This window comes from Thauera sp. AutoDN2, assembly GCF_051280715.1.
Taxonomy (GTDB): domain Bacteria; phylum Pseudomonadota; class Gammaproteobacteria; order Burkholderiales; family Rhodocyclaceae; genus Thauera.
In genome coordinates this window covers 30,919-43,905 of sequence record NZ_JBNCAR010000031.1, presented here as the reverse complement: position 1 = coordinate 43,905, position 12,987 = coordinate 30,919, and the positions used below count along the sequence as shown (strand labels likewise).

The 12,987-nt window shown below is 66.8% G+C and carries 20 protein-coding genes; 7 read left to right on the top strand and 13 right to left on the bottom strand.

All coding sequences use genetic code 11. The features are described 5' to 3' along the window. Nucleotides 1-48 precede the first annotated feature (48 nt). From ACPT9U_RS14620 to ACPT9U_RS14565, 12 genes are all read right to left on the bottom strand, one after another. The gene (locus tag ACPT9U_RS14620; RefSeq protein ID WP_435751449.1) at nucleotides 49-360 is read right to left on the bottom strand and encodes a HepT-like ribonuclease domain-containing protein; all 312 of its coding nucleotides are present in this window, start codon (nucleotides 358-360) and stop codon (nucleotides 49-51) included. A 52-nt stretch (nucleotides 361-412) separates the two neighbouring features. Continuing rightward, on the bottom strand, nucleotides 413-697 hold the full coding sequence (locus ACPT9U_RS14615; protein WP_002940158.1) for a nucleotidyltransferase family protein: 285 nt from the start codon (nucleotides 695-697) through the stop codon (nucleotides 413-415). A 100-nt stretch (nucleotides 698-797) separates the two neighbouring features. Next, nucleotides 798-1,043, bottom strand: coding sequence for a type II toxin-antitoxin system ParD family antitoxin (locus ACPT9U_RS14610; RefSeq protein WP_435751448.1), 246 nt, complete (start codon nucleotides 1,041-1,043; stop codon nucleotides 798-800). Between the two features lie 102 nt (nucleotides 1,044-1,145). Beyond that, nucleotides 1,146-1,580: a putative toxin-antitoxin system toxin component, PIN family gene (locus tag ACPT9U_RS14605; RefSeq protein ID WP_435751447.1), complete on the bottom strand. Its 435-nt coding sequence runs from the start codon at nucleotides 1,578-1,580 to the stop codon at nucleotides 1,146-1,148. Between the two features lie 2 nt (nucleotides 1,581-1,582). Continuing rightward, entirely contained in the window at nucleotides 1,583-1,873 is a 291-nt protein-coding gene (locus ACPT9U_RS14600; RefSeq protein ID WP_435751446.1) for a type II toxin-antitoxin system Phd/YefM family antitoxin, read from the bottom strand. 100 nt (nucleotides 1,874-1,973) lie between these two features. Next, nucleotides 1,974-2,375 (bottom strand): PIN domain-containing protein, encoded by a 402-nt coding sequence (locus ACPT9U_RS14595; RefSeq protein WP_435751445.1) that lies wholly within the window; start codon nucleotides 2,373-2,375, stop codon nucleotides 1,974-1,976. 6 nt (nucleotides 2,376-2,381) lie between these two features. After that, entirely contained in the window at nucleotides 2,382-2,612 is a 231-nt protein-coding gene (locus ACPT9U_RS14590; RefSeq protein ID WP_435751444.1) for a type II toxin-antitoxin system Phd/YefM family antitoxin, read from the bottom strand. A gap of 112 nt (nucleotides 2,613-2,724) precedes the next feature. Further along, the gene (locus ACPT9U_RS14585; RefSeq protein ID WP_435751443.1) at nucleotides 2,725-3,111 is read right to left on the bottom strand and encodes a type II toxin-antitoxin system VapC family toxin; all 387 of its coding nucleotides are present in this window, start codon (nucleotides 3,109-3,111) and stop codon (nucleotides 2,725-2,727) included. 2 nt (nucleotides 3,112-3,113) lie between these two features. Then, nucleotides 3,114-3,347 carry a type II toxin-antitoxin system Phd/YefM family antitoxin gene (locus ACPT9U_RS14580; protein ID WP_435751442.1) on the bottom strand — a complete coding sequence of 78 codons (234 nt, stop codon included), beginning with the start codon at nucleotides 3,345-3,347 and terminating at the stop codon, nucleotides 3,114-3,116. Nucleotides 3,348-3,448: 101 nt separating this feature from the next. Next, nucleotides 3,449-3,865, bottom strand: a complete 417-nt coding sequence (locus tag ACPT9U_RS14575) for a type II toxin-antitoxin system VapC family toxin (RefSeq protein WP_435751441.1) — start codon at nucleotides 3,863-3,865, stop codon at nucleotides 3,449-3,451. Then, nucleotides 3,865-4,104, bottom strand: coding sequence for an antitoxin (locus ACPT9U_RS14570; protein ID WP_039921103.1), 240 nt, complete (start codon nucleotides 4,102-4,104; stop codon nucleotides 3,865-3,867). Before ACPT9U_RS14570 ends, ACPT9U_RS14575 begins: the two co-directional genes overlap by 1 nt. Nucleotides 4,105-4,458: 354 nt before the next feature. Beyond that, a complete protein-coding gene (locus ACPT9U_RS14565; protein ID WP_435751440.1) occupies nucleotides 4,459-5,106 on the bottom strand; it encodes a hemerythrin domain-containing protein in 648 nt (215 codons plus the stop codon). 230 nt (nucleotides 5,107-5,336) lie between these two features. Between ACPT9U_RS14565 and cutA the strand changes: the two genes are divergently transcribed. The 6 genes from cutA to nusB all read left to right on the top strand — a co-directional run bounded on the left by cutA (nucleotide 5,337) and on the right by nusB (nucleotide 10,455). After that, complete coding sequence (gene cutA, locus ACPT9U_RS14560) at nucleotides 5,337-5,705, top strand: divalent-cation tolerance protein CutA (protein WP_435751439.1); 369 nt, start codon at nucleotides 5,337-5,339, stop codon at nucleotides 5,703-5,705. Between the two features lie 70 nt (nucleotides 5,706-5,775). Continuing rightward, entirely contained in the window at nucleotides 5,776-7,638 is a 1,863-nt protein-coding gene (gene dsbD, locus ACPT9U_RS14555; RefSeq protein ID WP_435751437.1) for a protein-disulfide reductase DsbD, read from the top strand. A gap of 58 nt (nucleotides 7,639-7,696) precedes the next feature. Further along, the gene (locus tag ACPT9U_RS14550; RefSeq protein WP_435751436.1) at nucleotides 7,697-8,308 is read left to right on the top strand and encodes a riboflavin synthase; all 612 of its coding nucleotides are present in this window, start codon (nucleotides 7,697-7,699) and stop codon (nucleotides 8,306-8,308) included. 38 nt (nucleotides 8,309-8,346) lie between these two features. After that, nucleotides 8,347-9,438 (top strand): bifunctional 3,4-dihydroxy-2-butanone-4-phosphate synthase/GTP cyclohydrolase II, encoded by a 1,092-nt coding sequence (gene ribBA, locus ACPT9U_RS14545; protein WP_418364472.1) that lies wholly within the window; start codon nucleotides 8,347-8,349, stop codon nucleotides 9,436-9,438. Between the two features lie 19 nt (nucleotides 9,439-9,457). Next, on the top strand, nucleotides 9,458-9,961 hold the full coding sequence (gene ribH / locus ACPT9U_RS14540) for a 6,7-dimethyl-8-ribityllumazine synthase (RefSeq protein ID WP_418364471.1): 504 nt from the start codon (nucleotides 9,458-9,460) through the stop codon (nucleotides 9,959-9,961). Then, nucleotides 9,958-10,455, top strand: coding sequence for a transcription antitermination factor NusB (nusB, locus tag ACPT9U_RS14535; protein ID WP_435751435.1), 498 nt, complete (start codon nucleotides 9,958-9,960; stop codon nucleotides 10,453-10,455). Before ribH ends, nusB begins: the two co-directional genes overlap by 4 nt. Nucleotides 10,456-10,569: 114 nt before the next feature. Here the strand turns inward: nusB and ACPT9U_RS14530 are convergent, their stop codons facing one another. Continuing rightward, the gene (locus ACPT9U_RS14530) at nucleotides 10,570-11,559 is read right to left on the bottom strand and encodes an META domain-containing protein (protein ID WP_435751434.1); all 990 of its coding nucleotides are present in this window, start codon (nucleotides 11,557-11,559) and stop codon (nucleotides 10,570-10,572) included. A 266-nt stretch (nucleotides 11,560-11,825) separates the two neighbouring features. Between ACPT9U_RS14530 and ACPT9U_RS14525 the strand changes: the two genes are divergently transcribed. Then, nucleotides 11,826-12,986, top strand: coding sequence for a hydrogenase small subunit (locus ACPT9U_RS14525; RefSeq protein ID WP_435751433.1), 1,161 nt, complete (start codon nucleotides 11,826-11,828; stop codon nucleotides 12,984-12,986). The last annotated feature ends 1 nt before the right edge of the window (nucleotide 12,987 follow it).

Sequence of the window (12,987 nt, the reverse complement as noted above, 5' to 3'; positions counted from 1 at the left end):
CCCGGCGGGCTTTCTCATTCTTGACACGACCGCGGCCCCACTCGCCCCTCATATAACCGGCGAGCGCTTCTGCATCCTCTGCAACGCGGCGCGCAGTCGCGGCAATTCCTGATCCACCACCAGCCAGACCGCATCGACGTCGATCGCCAGGTAGTCATGTACCAGGATGTTCCTGAAGCCGGATATCGCACGCCGTGGCACGTCCGGCTCGCCCGCCTTGATCTTATCGGTCAAACGCTGACTCGACTCCGCCAGCGTTTGCAGATTGCGAACGACCGCATCCTGAATCAGCCGTGAAGCGCGAAAACGGGTCTCGTCACCACCGACGTACTCGTCGATGCGGCCAGTGCACTCCGGCATGTGGACAAGCTATACCTTGTCGGCCTCGGGACTCGGCTTCATGCGGCAAGGATCACAATGGCTGCGCCTCGTTGAGGATGCGGTCGCGCATCAGCGGGTGAAGCGATTTCTCGGTCACCACGTCCACGCGGCGACCGAGGAGGTCTTGCGCGTCCATCAACAATGCCCCGAGCACGAAGCCTGAGGTGTCGGGAGCGGTTTCGACCAGCAGGTCGACATCGCTGGATGCGTCGGCGTCGTCACGCGCCATCGAGCCGAACACCTTGATCGAGCGCACGCCATGGCGTCGCGCCAGCGCACGCAGCGCCTCGCGGTGGGATTCGATCATCGGGTGCATGTTCGCCACCTCATGAAAAACGACGCCTCAAGTCTAGCAAACGAACAACGCTGCGCAGATTGCCTCGAGGTCGCGCTCAGCCGCCGGGGTCAGGCGATATTCAGCCATGCTCGGCAAGCATCCGCTGCTTGAAGTCTGCAGCATCGAAGCGTCTCGGCTCGCCGCTGGCTTCTCCCTCGATCAGCGCGGCGCGGATCGCCTCGATCTCGGCGCTGCGCTCCTGCTCGCGGCGGATCAAATCGCGGATGCACTCGCTGTCGTTCGTGTAGTGACCTGCGTTGATCTGTGCCTTGACCCAGTTGTCCTGCTGATCGGTCAGGGTAATCGTCTTGCGCACGGTGCCCATGACGTGCCTCCTGGAGTTACGCCAAAAGTGTGATTAATTCATACGGATGGTGCATTTTAGAGGAAATAGGGGACAGACCCCAATTTCCGCCCCGCGCCGGCGCTACACGCCCCCGTGCCGACGCCAGAACTCGGCGGGCGTGAGGATGGGGTAGACGTTTGCCAGGGCGAGCAGGTCCTTGTCGCCGGCGATCAGGTAGTCGAGGCTTCCTGCGCGCATGCCCGCCAGCAGGGTGCCGAGCACGGGCTGGTCGTTGTCGTCGCGCAAGGCCTCGTCGGCAACCGACTCCGGCTCGACGAGCTCGGCCTGGATCGACAGGATGTCCACGAGGTCGTCGATTTCGCGGCTGGAAAGGCCGTGGCGGGCGGTTAGCCGTGGCAGGACGCGACGCAGTTCTTCGAGGATGAAGGTCGACAAAACCACGTCGACCGAACCGTGCCGCCAGGCGGCGACGATGCGGCCCGGCACGCTCCCCGGGTAGGCCAGGCCGGACAACAGCACATTGGTGTCGAGAACGACACGCAGGGTGGACGGCACGCTCAGCCCGCTATCCGCTGCTTGCGTTCGCGTCGCTCGGCAGCGACCGCGGCCTCGATCTCGGCGATCCCCTCGTCTTCGGGGACGCCGTCATAGCCTGCCTCGATGCGCTGGCAAAGCGCATCGAAACGCGCCTGCATGCGGCGGATGCGCTCGAACAGGCGCGCATCGACGAGTGCTGCGACGGGCTTGCCGTCCTTGTTGATCACCACGCTGTCGTGGCGGTACTGTACCTGGTTGAGCATCTCGCCGAGGTTCTGGCGAAAGCTGACGGCGCTGGCTTGCGTGATCATCGTGCGACTCCTGCTGACTGTTATGGTCATTATGGTCATGGGGGTGAACTCGGGCAAGGTGAGCGAACCAGGGGTCCATCCCCTGCACCGTGCCCCTCAGTCACGACGACAGCCAGTTCTCGACCGCCAGGCCTGGAACGCGGCTGAACTCCCTGACGTTGTCGGTCACCAGCACGGCACCGAGGGCAAGCGCCTGCGCAGCGATCCACAGATCGTTGCCGCCGATCGGCGTGCCTTGCCGCTCGAGCCCGGCGCGAATCCTTGCGTAGTGCGAACTCGTCGCGGCGTCGAGCGGCGGCACCGCAAGCCCCGCCACCACCTCTTCCAGGCGCGCCCGGTTGCGCTCGGCCTGTGCGCTCTTCTCCACCCCGGTCTGGAGTTCGCCCAGCACGATGGGCGAAAGCACGAGCGCGGACGCCGGCAAGGACTCGAGCCGCAAGCGAACCGCAGGCTGCGCCTTGAGCGCGGCGATGAAGATGTTGGTATCGAGCAGGTAGTGCATGCCGCGTCAATCCCAGCCGGCGACCGGCTCGGCAGGCGCATCGGGCGGCGCCTCCAGCTCCAGCCCGCCCGCCTGCCAGCAGGCCCTGAATACGTCTGCCGCGGAACGCGGCGTATCCGGTATGAGGCGGGCGATCACCCGACCGCGCCGGGTGATCGCCACCTCCTCACCACTCTCCACCGCCGCCAGCAACGCTGAAAACTGGCTCTTGGCCTCGACAACTGCAACCGTGCGCATGACGCCTCTCCAGATGACCACATGGACAGATGATAGCAGCGATTGAGAACCCCCCCGGGGTCAGGTCTTTCATTTACTCGCCTAACCCCTCCCGCTGGCACGACTCCGCCCCTCACCAGAACGTCGCAACCCCGAACAGCCCCAATGCCGGATCGCGCGTCACCAACACCAGGCCTTCCAGCTCCGTCTGCGCCGCCAGCATGCGGTCGAAGGGGTCGCGATGCTCGACCGCATAGCCGCCCGCCTTGAGGCAGTGGTAGTGGTTGATCGGCACATGCTGGAAGCCATCGGCCACCACCAGCTCGTCGAACCGGCCGACCGCCTCCGCTGCCTCGCCGAGTTTGCCGAGCCGGTGCTTGGTAGCGAGTTCCCAGGCTGTGGCGGCGCTGACGAAGACGGCGTTGGCCGGGTCCGAGATGGCGTCGCGAGCCCGGGCGGACAGCTGCGGATCATCGGTCCACCACCATAGCAGCGCGTGGGTATCGAGCAGCAGGCGCATCGTCATTCCCAGGCGGCGAGTTCTTCGGGCGGCAGCGGCTCGAAGAAGGCGTCGGGCAGCCGCCTGCCGGCCAGACGGCCCGGCTTGCGGACGGTGCCCCCGTCGGGGGCGAGCGGCACGAGGCGTGCGTAGGGCTTGCCCGCCTTGGCGAGGATGATCTCCTGGCCGGCATGCGCCTGCTCGAGCAGGCGGGAAAATTGCGTCTTGGCTTCGTGGACGTTGACGGTCAACGGCATCGCACACCTATCGGACTAAGTTGATGGACTAAGTCTAGTCTGAAGCCGCAGACCGCAGCAAGACCGGCACGCAGAGAAACCCTCAGGGTCAGGTCTTTCATCTACTCATCCTTCCGCTCCAGCCAATCCTCCAGCAGCAAGCCCGGAACGCGCTCGAATTCACGGAGCTTATGCGTGACGAGGGTGAGGTTGAGCGTGCGAGCATGCGCCGCGATCAGCAGGTCGTTGGCTCCGATGGTGCTCCCGGCCCGCTCCAGCGTCGCGCGAATTTCGGCGTACTCGCGATCTGCATCACCCTCGAAGGGCAACACCTCGATGGCACCGAGCAAATCTTCCACGCGCTGCGTCAGGGCGACCGAGCCGCGCTTCGCCGCGCCATAACGAAGCTCGCAGGCCACGACGATGCTGGTGCAGATGGCATCGGCGTCGAGTTGGGCCAGCCGCTTCGTTACCGCTCCCTGCGGATCCTTGATCAGGCTCGACAGGATGTTCGTGTCCAGCAGATAGCGCGCCGCCATCAGAACACGTCCTCCGGTTCAGGCGGCGGGTCGGCGATTTCGGGGAAGGCTTCCTGCAGCGGGGCCCAGCCGGCCAGCAAGGCCAGGAGCCTGTGACGCGGGCCAATGGGCTCGATGATCAACCTCGCCCCTTCCTTGCGGATGATGGCCTCGGTGCCTTCAAGCTCGAACTCGCGCGGTATCCGGACCGCCTGGTTGCGTCCGTTGCGAAAAAGGGAGACGTGTCGTTCGCTGTTCATAGTGATCCCCTGAAAGGCATATGTCAAAGCCTATGCCTTTCAGGGGATCGGGTCAATCAGCAAAAATCGGGGACAGACCCCAATTCCCGGTTGTGGGGTTCGCCGGTGGGTGAGAGAGCCTCCATGACGCCTGCCGAATGATCTTTGACGCGGCTGGCGCCGGGCCTACCGGAACGGTAACGTCGCCAACGGCACCTTTCGTCCGCGGCGACGGTCCAGAACGCCAGTCTCAACTCCTTTTTTGCCGACCGGGGCAACGGGGCTGCGAGCACGCAGGCGACGCGCGCCTTGATCGCTGAACACAGCGTGCCGGGTCGTGCGCTGGTGCTGGTGACCCATCAGGTAAACATCACCTCACTCTCGGGGGTTTTCCCCGCCGCGGGCGAGATCATCGTGATGCGGATCGCTGCCGATGGGCTCGAAACCGTGGGCCGGATCCGAAGCGCGGACTGAAGCCTCGGTGATGCACCCGGTCGCGTAGAGGGGGTAGAGGATCTCCTCCTCGCGCTGGATACGGTGTGCGAGGCCGATGATCACGCGCTCGAAATCATCGAAGAAGCTCTCCTCGAGCGCCGGCTCCTCGCTTACGTGGGCGTATCGAGCGAGAAAGGCCAGCGCTTCCGCGCCCACCTCGTCCATGTCCTCGCGGAACGCCTGCATCAGCGCGCGCATTTCCGGGTCTTCGGCAAACACATGGTCGAGATGGAAGTAGAAGCGCACGTTCTCGACCAGCACATGGCCCTGGAGCGTAACGCGCAAGCGGTCGAGCAGAGGGCCGATGCTGCGCAGCAAGCCATCCGCCGCAGCGCCCTGGATGGCCCCGATGGCGTCAAGCATGCTTCGGTGCTCGCGTACGAGACGCACCAGCAAGTCAGCGTGGTAACGGGCGGCCAGGTCGAGCGCACCTTCATCGTCACCCTCGTCAGCGGAACACGCCCACTCGGGGAGCGCCTCTTCGCGCCCACGGCGGACTCTGGCAAGTAGCCAATCGAGCAGAAACATGTGTCCCCCATGTCTTGCCGCGTTGCGGCCGATGACCGAAAGCGGGGGTTTAGCCCATTGGCATTCATGAAACGCTGAGCCATATCAAAAAATGATCAATAACTTTCTAATGAACGAATAAGCGCAGACTCAGCGGATTGCACGCACTTGATCGCGCGCAGATCGGTCCACGCCCATTTCTGAGAAAATGCCTCCCCCATCCGAGGCGATCCGACGCCGACCGACTGACCATGTCCGTTCCTGCCCCCACCGCACACGAAACCCTGGACGACCGGCGTGTCCTGCTCGTCCTTTCCACGCTGCCGGACCACGATAGCGCCGAGCGCCTCGCCGCCGCGCTGGTCGAGGCCGGCCTGGCCGCGTGCGTGAACGTGATGGCGCCGTGCACCTCGGTCTATCGCTGGCAGGGCGCGGTGGAGACAGCCAGCGAGGTGCCGGTGCTGATCAAGACCACAGCCGCACGCTATGCGGAACTGGAAGCGGCGATCCGCGCCCGCCACCCGTACGAACTTCCCGAGATCGTGGCGGTCCCTTTCGAGCGGGGGCTGGCGACCTACCTCGACTGGGTGGGCGCCGAAACCCGGCCACCGGCCGGCTGAGGACGCCGCCAGGCCAAGCCGCCCGCACGACTCGCATGCGCCCCTCCCGACAACCCTCCGAAGAGCCCCGATGTTCTCCTCTGCGCGCCTCCTCTCCCCCCTGTACGCCCTGATCCGCCTGTTCGCGCTGCTGGCCAGCTTCATCGCGCTGGTGCCCGCCGTCCAGGCCGATCCGATCGAGCCGGAAAAGGCCTTCGCGATGCGTGCGCAGGCGCTCGATGCGCACACGGTGGAGGTGGTGTTCCAGGTGGCGAAGGGCTACTACCTGTATGGCGACAACTTCCGCTTCGAGGCCGAGCCGGAGGGCGTGCGCTTCGGGACCGCAGAGAAGCCTGCGGGCAAGCTGAAGAAGGACGACTTCTTCGGCGAGGTGGAAACGCATCGCGGCGAACTGCGCATCCTGCTTCCGGTAGAGGCGCCCGAGGGACTCACGCGTTTCGAGTTGTTCGCGACCAGCCAGGGTTGCTGGGACGGGGGCATCTGCTATCCGCCGACCACGCAACAGGTGTCGATTGACCTCAGCGCGCCGCCGAAGAAGTCCGGCGGCGGCTTCCTCGACAGCGTCCTGGGCGGAGGCTCGGGCGCAACAGGCTCCGCCTCGAGCACGCCGGCACCGGCCGCAGCGGCCGCGCCCACCGTCTCCAGCGACGAGACCGGCGACATCGCCCGCCTGCTCTCCGGCGCAAGCGTCCCCATCATCCTCACCAGCTTCTTCGGTTTCGGCCTGCTGCTCGCGTTCACCCCCTGCACCTTCCCGATGATCCCGATTCTGTCGGGCATCATCGTCGGCCAGGGCAACAAGGTGTCGCACATGCGCGCCTTCGTGCTGTCACTGGCCTATGTGCTGGGCATGGCGGCAACCTACGCGCTCGCCGGCGTCGCGGCCGGGCTGTCCGGCACCATGCTGACCGCCGCGCTGCAGAACGTGTGGGTGCTGTCGGCCTTCGCCCTTGTCTTCGTGCTGCTGTCGCTGTCCATGTTCGGCTTCTACGAGCTGCAACTGCCCACCGCGCTGCAAAGCAGGCTGGCAGACACCGCGAGCCACGGCAAAGGCGGCAGCCTGGGCGGGGTGATCGTGATGGGCGTGCTGTCGGCGCTCATCGTCGGCCCCTGCGTGGCAGCACCGCTGGCCGGCGCCCTGCTCTACATCGCGCAGACCGGCGATGCGGTGCTGGGCGGCTGGGCGCTGTTCGCGATGGGCCTGGGCATGGGTGCGCCGCTGCTGGCGGTGGGCGTGGCCTCGCGCAGCCTGCTGCCCAAGGTCGGGCCCTGGATGGAGGGCGTCAAGAAGGCCTTCGGCGTGATGCTGCTCGCGGTGGCGCTGTGGATGATTACCCCGGTGATTCCGCCGCTGGCGATGATGCTGGGTTGGGCGGCGCTGCTGCTGTTCTCCGCCATCTTCCTGCACGCGATCGACCCGCTGCCGCCGCAGGCCAGGGGCTGGCAGCGCTTCTGGAAAGGCGTGGGCGTAGTGCTGCTGCTGGCCGGCGCGGCGATCCTGGTGGGCGCGCTCGCCGGCTCGCGCGACCCGCTGCAGCCGCTCTCGGTGCTGCGCGCGCAGGCCGCGGCGCCGTTCAACGTGCCGCAATTCGACAAGGTTAACTCCGTCGCCGAGCTCGACGCGCGGCTGGCCGCCACCGACCGCCCGGTGCTGCTCGACTTCTATGCCGACTGGTGCGTGTCGTGCAAGGAGATGGAGCGCTTCACCTTCACGGACGCCGGCGTGGCCGAGCGCATGGGCCGCATGCTGCTGCTCAAGGCCGACGTCACCGCCAACACCGAGGAGCACAAGGCGCTGCTCAAGCGCTTCGGCCTTTTCGGCCCGCCGGGCATCATCTTCTTCGACGCCGCGGGCAAGGAGCGCGAGGGCATGCGGGTGGTGGGCTTCATGAAGGCAACGCCCTTCGCGACCGTGCTGGACCGGGCGCTCTGAGCGAGGCGGGGTTTTTTCCCCTACAATCCCGCCTTTCCCCTTTCGGTTCAAACCCTTCATGTTCTCCGGCATCGTCGCGGCCGTTGGTCGCATCGAACACATCGCGCCGCTCGCAGACGGCATCCGCATCACCGTCGACACCAACGGGCTGGATCTGTCCGACATCATCGTCGGCGACAGCGTCGCGCACAGCGGCGTATGCCTGACCGTGGTGGAGATGGACGGCGCCAGGCTCCGGTACGACGTCTCACGCGAGACGCTGAACTGCACCGTAGGCCTGGATGCCGTCGGCAACGAGGTGAATCTCGAGAAGGCGCTGCGTCTGACCGACCGCCTCGGCGGCCACCTCGTCACCGGCCATGTGGACGGCGTGGGCGAGGTGGTGAAGTTCGCCCCCGTGGGCGAGAGTCACGAACTGGTGATCCGGGCGCCCGCCACGATCGCCGGCTACATCGCAAAGAAGGGCTCGATCACCATCAATGGCGTCAGCCTCACCGTGAACCGCGTCGAAGGGCGCGACTTCTGGATCAACCTGATCCCGCACACGGTGGCGATGACCAACCTCAAGCACCTGCAAGCCGACAGCAAGGTCAATCTCGAGATCGACCTCATCGCACGCTACGTCGAGCGCATGCTCGAGTGGAAGAAGGACGAGGCCGCACAGGCCTGAGCCACCGCGCGCCCGCAACACAAGACAGAGGACACAGCATGAGCGCACTCGCGCCGATTACCGAGATCATCGCCGACATCGAGGCCGGCCGCATGGTCATCCTGGTCGACGAGGAAGACCGCGAGAACGAGGGCGACCTCGTGATGGCGGCCGAATTCGTCACCCCCGAGGCGATCAACTTCATGGCCAAGCACGGCCGCGGCCTGATCTGCCTGACGCTCACCGACGAGCGTTGCCGCCAGCTCGGCCTGCAGCAGATGGTGCGCGACAACCGCACGCCGCACGGCACCGCGTTCACGGTGTCGATCGAGGCCGCCACCGGCGTCACCACCGGCATCTCGGCCCACGATCGCGCGCGCACCGTGCAGGTCGCGGTCGCCCGCCAAGCCCGGCCGGAAGACATCGTCACCCCCGGCCACATCTTCCCGCTCACCGCCCAGAAGGGCGGCGTGCTGATCCGCGCCGGTCACACCGAGGCCGGCTGCGACCTCGCCCAGCTCGCCGGGCTGGAGCCCGCCGCGGTGATCTGCGAGATCCTCAAGGACGACGGCACCATGGCGCGCCTGCCCGATCTCATCGAGTTCGGCAAGGCGCACGGCCTCAAGATCGGCGCAATCCGCGACCTGATCGAGTACCGCGCCGCCAACGACCACCTGGTCGAGAAGGTCACGGAGAAGGACGTGGATACCGCGCACGGCCCCTTCCGCCTCACCGCCTTCGAGGACAAGACCTCGGGCGACGTGCACTTCGCGCTGTCGCGCGGCGACATCACCCCCGAGCGCGAGACCCTGGTGCGGGTGCATGAGCCGATCTCGGTGCTCGATTTCCTCGATACCGGCAGTGGCCGGCACAGCTTCCCGATCAACAAGGCGCTCGCCACCCTGGCCGAGGCCGAGGCGGGGGTGATCGTGCTGCTCTATCGCCCGCAGTCGGGTCGGGAATTGCTCGCCAGCCTCAGTGGCAGCCAGGCCCGCCCCACGGTGAAGTGGGACGCCCGGCTCTTTGGCGTCGGTGCCCAGATCCTGCGTGCGCTGAACGTCGGCAAGATGCGTGTGCTCGCCAGCCCGCGCAAGATCCCCAGCATGACCGGCTTCGGGCTGGAGATCACCGGCTTTGTCGACAAGAACTGAACGAATCACAGAGAACCGCATGCAACGTAACGAATCCGAAAACGCCCGCCGCCAGTCGCGCTACGACGGCGTCACCGAAACCGACCCCAGCTTCGCCGGCGCCGGCGTGCGCGTGGGCATCGTCATGGCGCGCTTCAACCTCGACATCTGCGAAGGCCTGCTATCGGCCTGCGTGGACACGCTGCTCACCCTCGGCGTCGCGCGCGAGGACATGCACATCGTCACCGTGCCCGGCGCGCTGGAGATCCCGCTCGTGCTGCAGACCATGGGCAGAAGCGGCCGCTTCGACGCGCTGGTGGCGCTCGGCGCGGTGATCCGCGGCGAGACCTACCACTTCGAGCTGGTTTCCAACGAGATGGGCGCGGGCGTCACCCGCGTCGGCCTCGACACCGGCATCCCGATCGCCAACGGCGTGCTGACCACCGAAGACGACGACCAGGCCATCGCCCGCATGCATGAGAAAGGCGCCGATTGCGCCCGCACGGCGGTCGAGATGGCGAATCTGCTGAAGGTGATCCGATGAGCGAAATGAACGATCCGCAGGCAGAGGGCGCCGGCGCCCCCAACCCGACGAGCAAGATGGCTCGCCGCCGCGCGCGCGAACTCGCGCTGCAGGGCGTGTATCAATGGCTGCTGTCGGGCAACACGGCGAGCACGGTCCAACGTCACCTGGAATCGGAAACCGAGAACCTCGACAAAATCGACCGTGAGCTGTTCGTCAGCCTGCTGCGCGGCGCAACCGGTAGCGCCGACGAGCTGCGCGACTGCTTCACGCCGCTGCTGTCGCGCCCGGTCGCGGAGCTCTCGCCGATCGAGCACGCCATCCTGCTGCTCGGCACCCACGAACTGCGCCACAACATCGACACGCCGTACCGCGTGGTGATCAACGAGGCCATCGAACTCGCCAAGGGCTACGGCGGCACCGACGGGCACAAGTTCGTCAATGGCGTGCTCGACAAGCTCGCCGCACGCCTGCGCCCGGAAGAGGTGGAGGCGGCACGCCAGGCACGCCGCTGATTGCAGCAGGCTTTGCCGTGGGCGCAGGCGCGCCCGCGAGAATGGCGCCTGGTCTTGCCACCTTCGCGGGCAAGCCTGCCCCCACACGCAGTTGCTCCCGCGAGCGCAGTGTCCTCAGCGCCGCCTCGCCTGCATCCGCACCCGCCCGCCGGCCAGCAGGCGCAGCGTGCCATCCGCCGCAATGGCAAAACCGTCGACCTGCCCGGCGGCCTGCATGAAGCGATGCTCCTCATCCATCGCACGCGGTTCGCACGCCATCTTCGTCGCACCCAGCGGCGACAGTCGCAGCCCTTCGCCCGACAAGGCGTATTCGCCGAAATAGCGGTTGCACGCGGCGAGGCCGGACAGGCGCCCCTCGGCACCAAAGCCAATCGTCATGCGCGCGGGTTCGGCCACGGGCTGACCGTCGAGCTCGACCACTTCCCAGGGCTCGCCCTGCAGCAGCGCCGCAGGGTCGCCACCGCAACCCTGGAGCACCCGGTCCTGCCAGCGCACTTCCACCCTGTTCGGGTGCGGCATGCCGCTCATACCGTCCTCGCAGTAGCGGTCGAACACCAGCGCGCTGAGCGCCCCACCGGCGGACATCGCCTCGTAGCTGCGCAGGCCCTCGCCGTCGACGACGAGGGGGCTGGGCGCGAACACGTGCGTATCGCCCTGATCGAGCAGCAGCGACAGCCCGTCGGCGCGCACATCCAGCCGCCAGGCCGGTTCATTGCCCACCGCGCGGAACAAAGGCTTCTCCACCGCCAGGCCGCAGCCGGGCTGAGGCGCGCCGTCCAGTTCAAGCATCGCCGCATCACCCTTGACCCAGATCCAGGTGCGATCGTCATCGACCGACACCATCCTCGCACCCGACGCAGTGCGCTCGGGCCGCAACGTCCAGCTCCGCCCCTCCACCGTAAGCGTGGCCAGTTCTCCGAAGTGGCGCAGCGTCACCGTCCGCTCGCCGCAGCGGAAGCGCATCGGCGCCTGCGGATCGAGCAGTGCGACGGCAGCACGCTCCGCAGCCCCCTCCACGGCCGGGCGTGACGCGCTGAAAAGGCCGCAGCCAGAGAGAGCGGAGGCGGCGAGCAGGACAAGCGCCTGGCGAAGCAGTGCGGGCATGGATCAGTTCCAGAAACGGTTGATGGTTCGGGATTCTAGAATTCGCGCGCCACGGAGGCCAGGCGAACGCGCCCTGCCCGCAGGTGAAAAGAAACTGATCGTTTCTGCACGCAGATGAGCGCAGCGCGTCCACCCCCTTTGCAGCCTCGCAGGCTGCAGGCGTTGCCGCCTGGGGTTTCAGGGCCATGCGGCACGCTGGCACGCTTCTTGATCTCCCTTACCCGATCTTGCGGCAAACGCCGCTTCTCGAACGCGAGGGGAGACACATGCTTACAGCACCTACGACAAGCGCCACCGAGCCCGGGCGTCCGATCGAATCACGCCTCGAAATGAGCCGGCGCAGCTTCCTGCAGTTCTGTGCCACGCTCGCCACCACGCTCGGCCTGCCCAAGGGCGCCGAGGCTGCGGTCGCGAAGGCCATGGAAGCCGCCGAGCGCCCGTCGGTGATCTGGCTGCACTTCCAGGAGTGCACCGGCTGTACCGAATCCATGCTGCGCGCCGAGCACCCCACGCTCGAAAAGCTGATCCTCGACGTGATCTCGCTCGACTACCACGAGACCCTGTTCGCCGCGGCAGGCCATCAGGTCGAGGCGGCGCGCAAGGCGGCAATGGAACGCCACAAGGGCAAGTACCTGCTGGTCGTCGAGGGCGCCATCCCCACCCGCGATGGTGGTGTGTATTGCAAGGTAGGCAACCAGACCGCGATCGAACTCACGCGCGAATGCGCGCAGGACGCCGCGGCAGTGATCGCGATCGGCTCCTGTGCCTCCTGGGGCGGCATGCCGGCGACCGACCCCAACCCCACCGGCGCGGTGGGGGTGAACAAAATCATCGACAAGCCGGTGGTGAGCATTCCCGGCTGCCCGCCCAACCCCTACAACTTCCTCGCCACCGTCGTTCACTTCCTCACCTTCGGCGCCCTGCCGCCGGTAGACGCGCAGGGCCGCCCGCTGTTCGCCTACTCGCGCCTGGTGCACGAGAACTGCGAGCGCCGCGCGCACTACGACGCCGGCCGCTTCGCGATGGAATTCGGCGACGACGGGCACCGCAAGGGCTACTGCCTGTACAAGCTCGGCTGCAAGGGGCCGGAAACCTATGCCAACTGCCCCACCGTGATGTTCGGCGACGCCGGCGCCGGCACCTGGCCGGTCGGCTGCGGACACCCCTGCATCGGCTGTACCGAGGAAGGCGTCGGCTTCACCAAGCCGATCCACATGCTCGCCAAGGTCAAGAACGTAGAGCCGCCCGCGCTCTACCCCGGCATCCACGAATCCCAGGGCCAGGGCGCCACACTCGGCTCGGCCGCCGTGCTGGCCGCCGTCGCAGGGGCTGCGGCCGGCGCAGGCGCGGTGCTGGCCCGCAACCTCGGCAAGCAGCACGCCGCCAGCGAGGCCGCCGCCAAGCCGACCGAACGCGAGGGCGCCTGAC

Bases quoted from the DNA above. Each gene is read 5' to 3' on its own strand.
- ACPT9U_RS14595 (WP_435751445.1), bottom strand. From the start codon at position 2,375: ATGCACTACCTGCTCGATACCAACATCTTCATCGCCGCGCTCAAGGCG.
- nusB (WP_435751435.1), top strand. From the start codon at position 9,958: ATGAGCGAAATGAACGATCCGCAGGCAGAGGGCGCCGGCGCCCCCAAC.
- cutA (WP_435751439.1), top strand. From the start codon at position 5,337: ATGTCCGTTCCTGCCCCCACCGCACACGAAACCCTGGACGACCGGCGT.
- ACPT9U_RS14585 (WP_435751443.1), bottom strand. From the start codon at position 3,111: ATGCGCCTGCTGCTCGATACCCACGCGCTGCTATGGTGGTGGACCGAT.
- dsbD (WP_435751437.1), top strand. From the start codon at position 5,776: ATGTTCTCCTCTGCGCGCCTCCTCTCCCCCCTGTACGCCCTGATCCGC.
- ribH (WP_418364471.1), top strand. From the start codon at position 9,458: ATGCAACGTAACGAATCCGAAAACGCCCGCCGCCAGTCGCGCTACGAC.
- ribBA (WP_418364472.1), top strand. From the start codon at position 8,347: ATGAGCGCACTCGCGCCGATTACCGAGATCATCGCCGACATCGAGGCC.
- ACPT9U_RS14615 (WP_002940158.1), bottom strand. From the start codon at position 697: ATGCACCCGATGATCGAATCCCACCGCGAGGCGCTGCGTGCGCTGGCG.
- ACPT9U_RS14610 (WP_435751448.1), bottom strand. From the start codon at position 1,043: ATGGGCACCGTGCGCAAGACGATTACCCTGACCGATCAGCAGGACAAC.
- ACPT9U_RS14525 (WP_435751433.1), top strand. From the start codon at position 11,826: ATGCTTACAGCACCTACGACAAGCGCCACCGAGCCCGGGCGTCCGATC.
- ACPT9U_RS14600 (WP_435751446.1), bottom strand. From the start codon at position 1,873: ATGATCACGCAAGCCAGCGCCGTCAGCTTTCGCCAGAACCTCGGCGAG.
- ACPT9U_RS14620 (WP_435751449.1), bottom strand. From the start codon at position 360: ATGCCGGAGTGCACTGGCCGCATCGACGAGTACGTCGGTGGTGACGAG.
- ACPT9U_RS14565 (WP_435751440.1), bottom strand. From the start codon at position 5,106: ATGTTTCTGCTCGATTGGCTACTTGCCAGAGTCCGCCGTGGGCGCGAA.
- ACPT9U_RS14570 (WP_039921103.1), bottom strand. From the start codon at position 4,104: ATGAACAGCGAACGACACGTCTCCCTTTTTCGCAACGGACGCAACCAG.
- ACPT9U_RS14530 (WP_435751434.1), bottom strand. From the start codon at position 11,559: ATGCCCGCACTGCTTCGCCAGGCGCTTGTCCTGCTCGCCGCCTCCGCT.
- ACPT9U_RS14550 (WP_435751436.1), top strand. From the start codon at position 7,697: ATGTTCTCCGGCATCGTCGCGGCCGTTGGTCGCATCGAACACATCGCG.
- ACPT9U_RS14590 (WP_435751444.1), bottom strand. From the start codon at position 2,612: ATGCGCACGGTTGCAGTTGTCGAGGCCAAGAGCCAGTTTTCAGCGTTG.
- ACPT9U_RS14575 (WP_435751441.1), bottom strand. From the start codon at position 3,865: ATGGCGGCGCGCTATCTGCTGGACACGAACATCCTGTCGAGCCTGATC.
- ACPT9U_RS14580 (WP_435751442.1), bottom strand. From the start codon at position 3,347: ATGCCGTTGACCGTCAACGTCCACGAAGCCAAGACGCAATTTTCCCGC.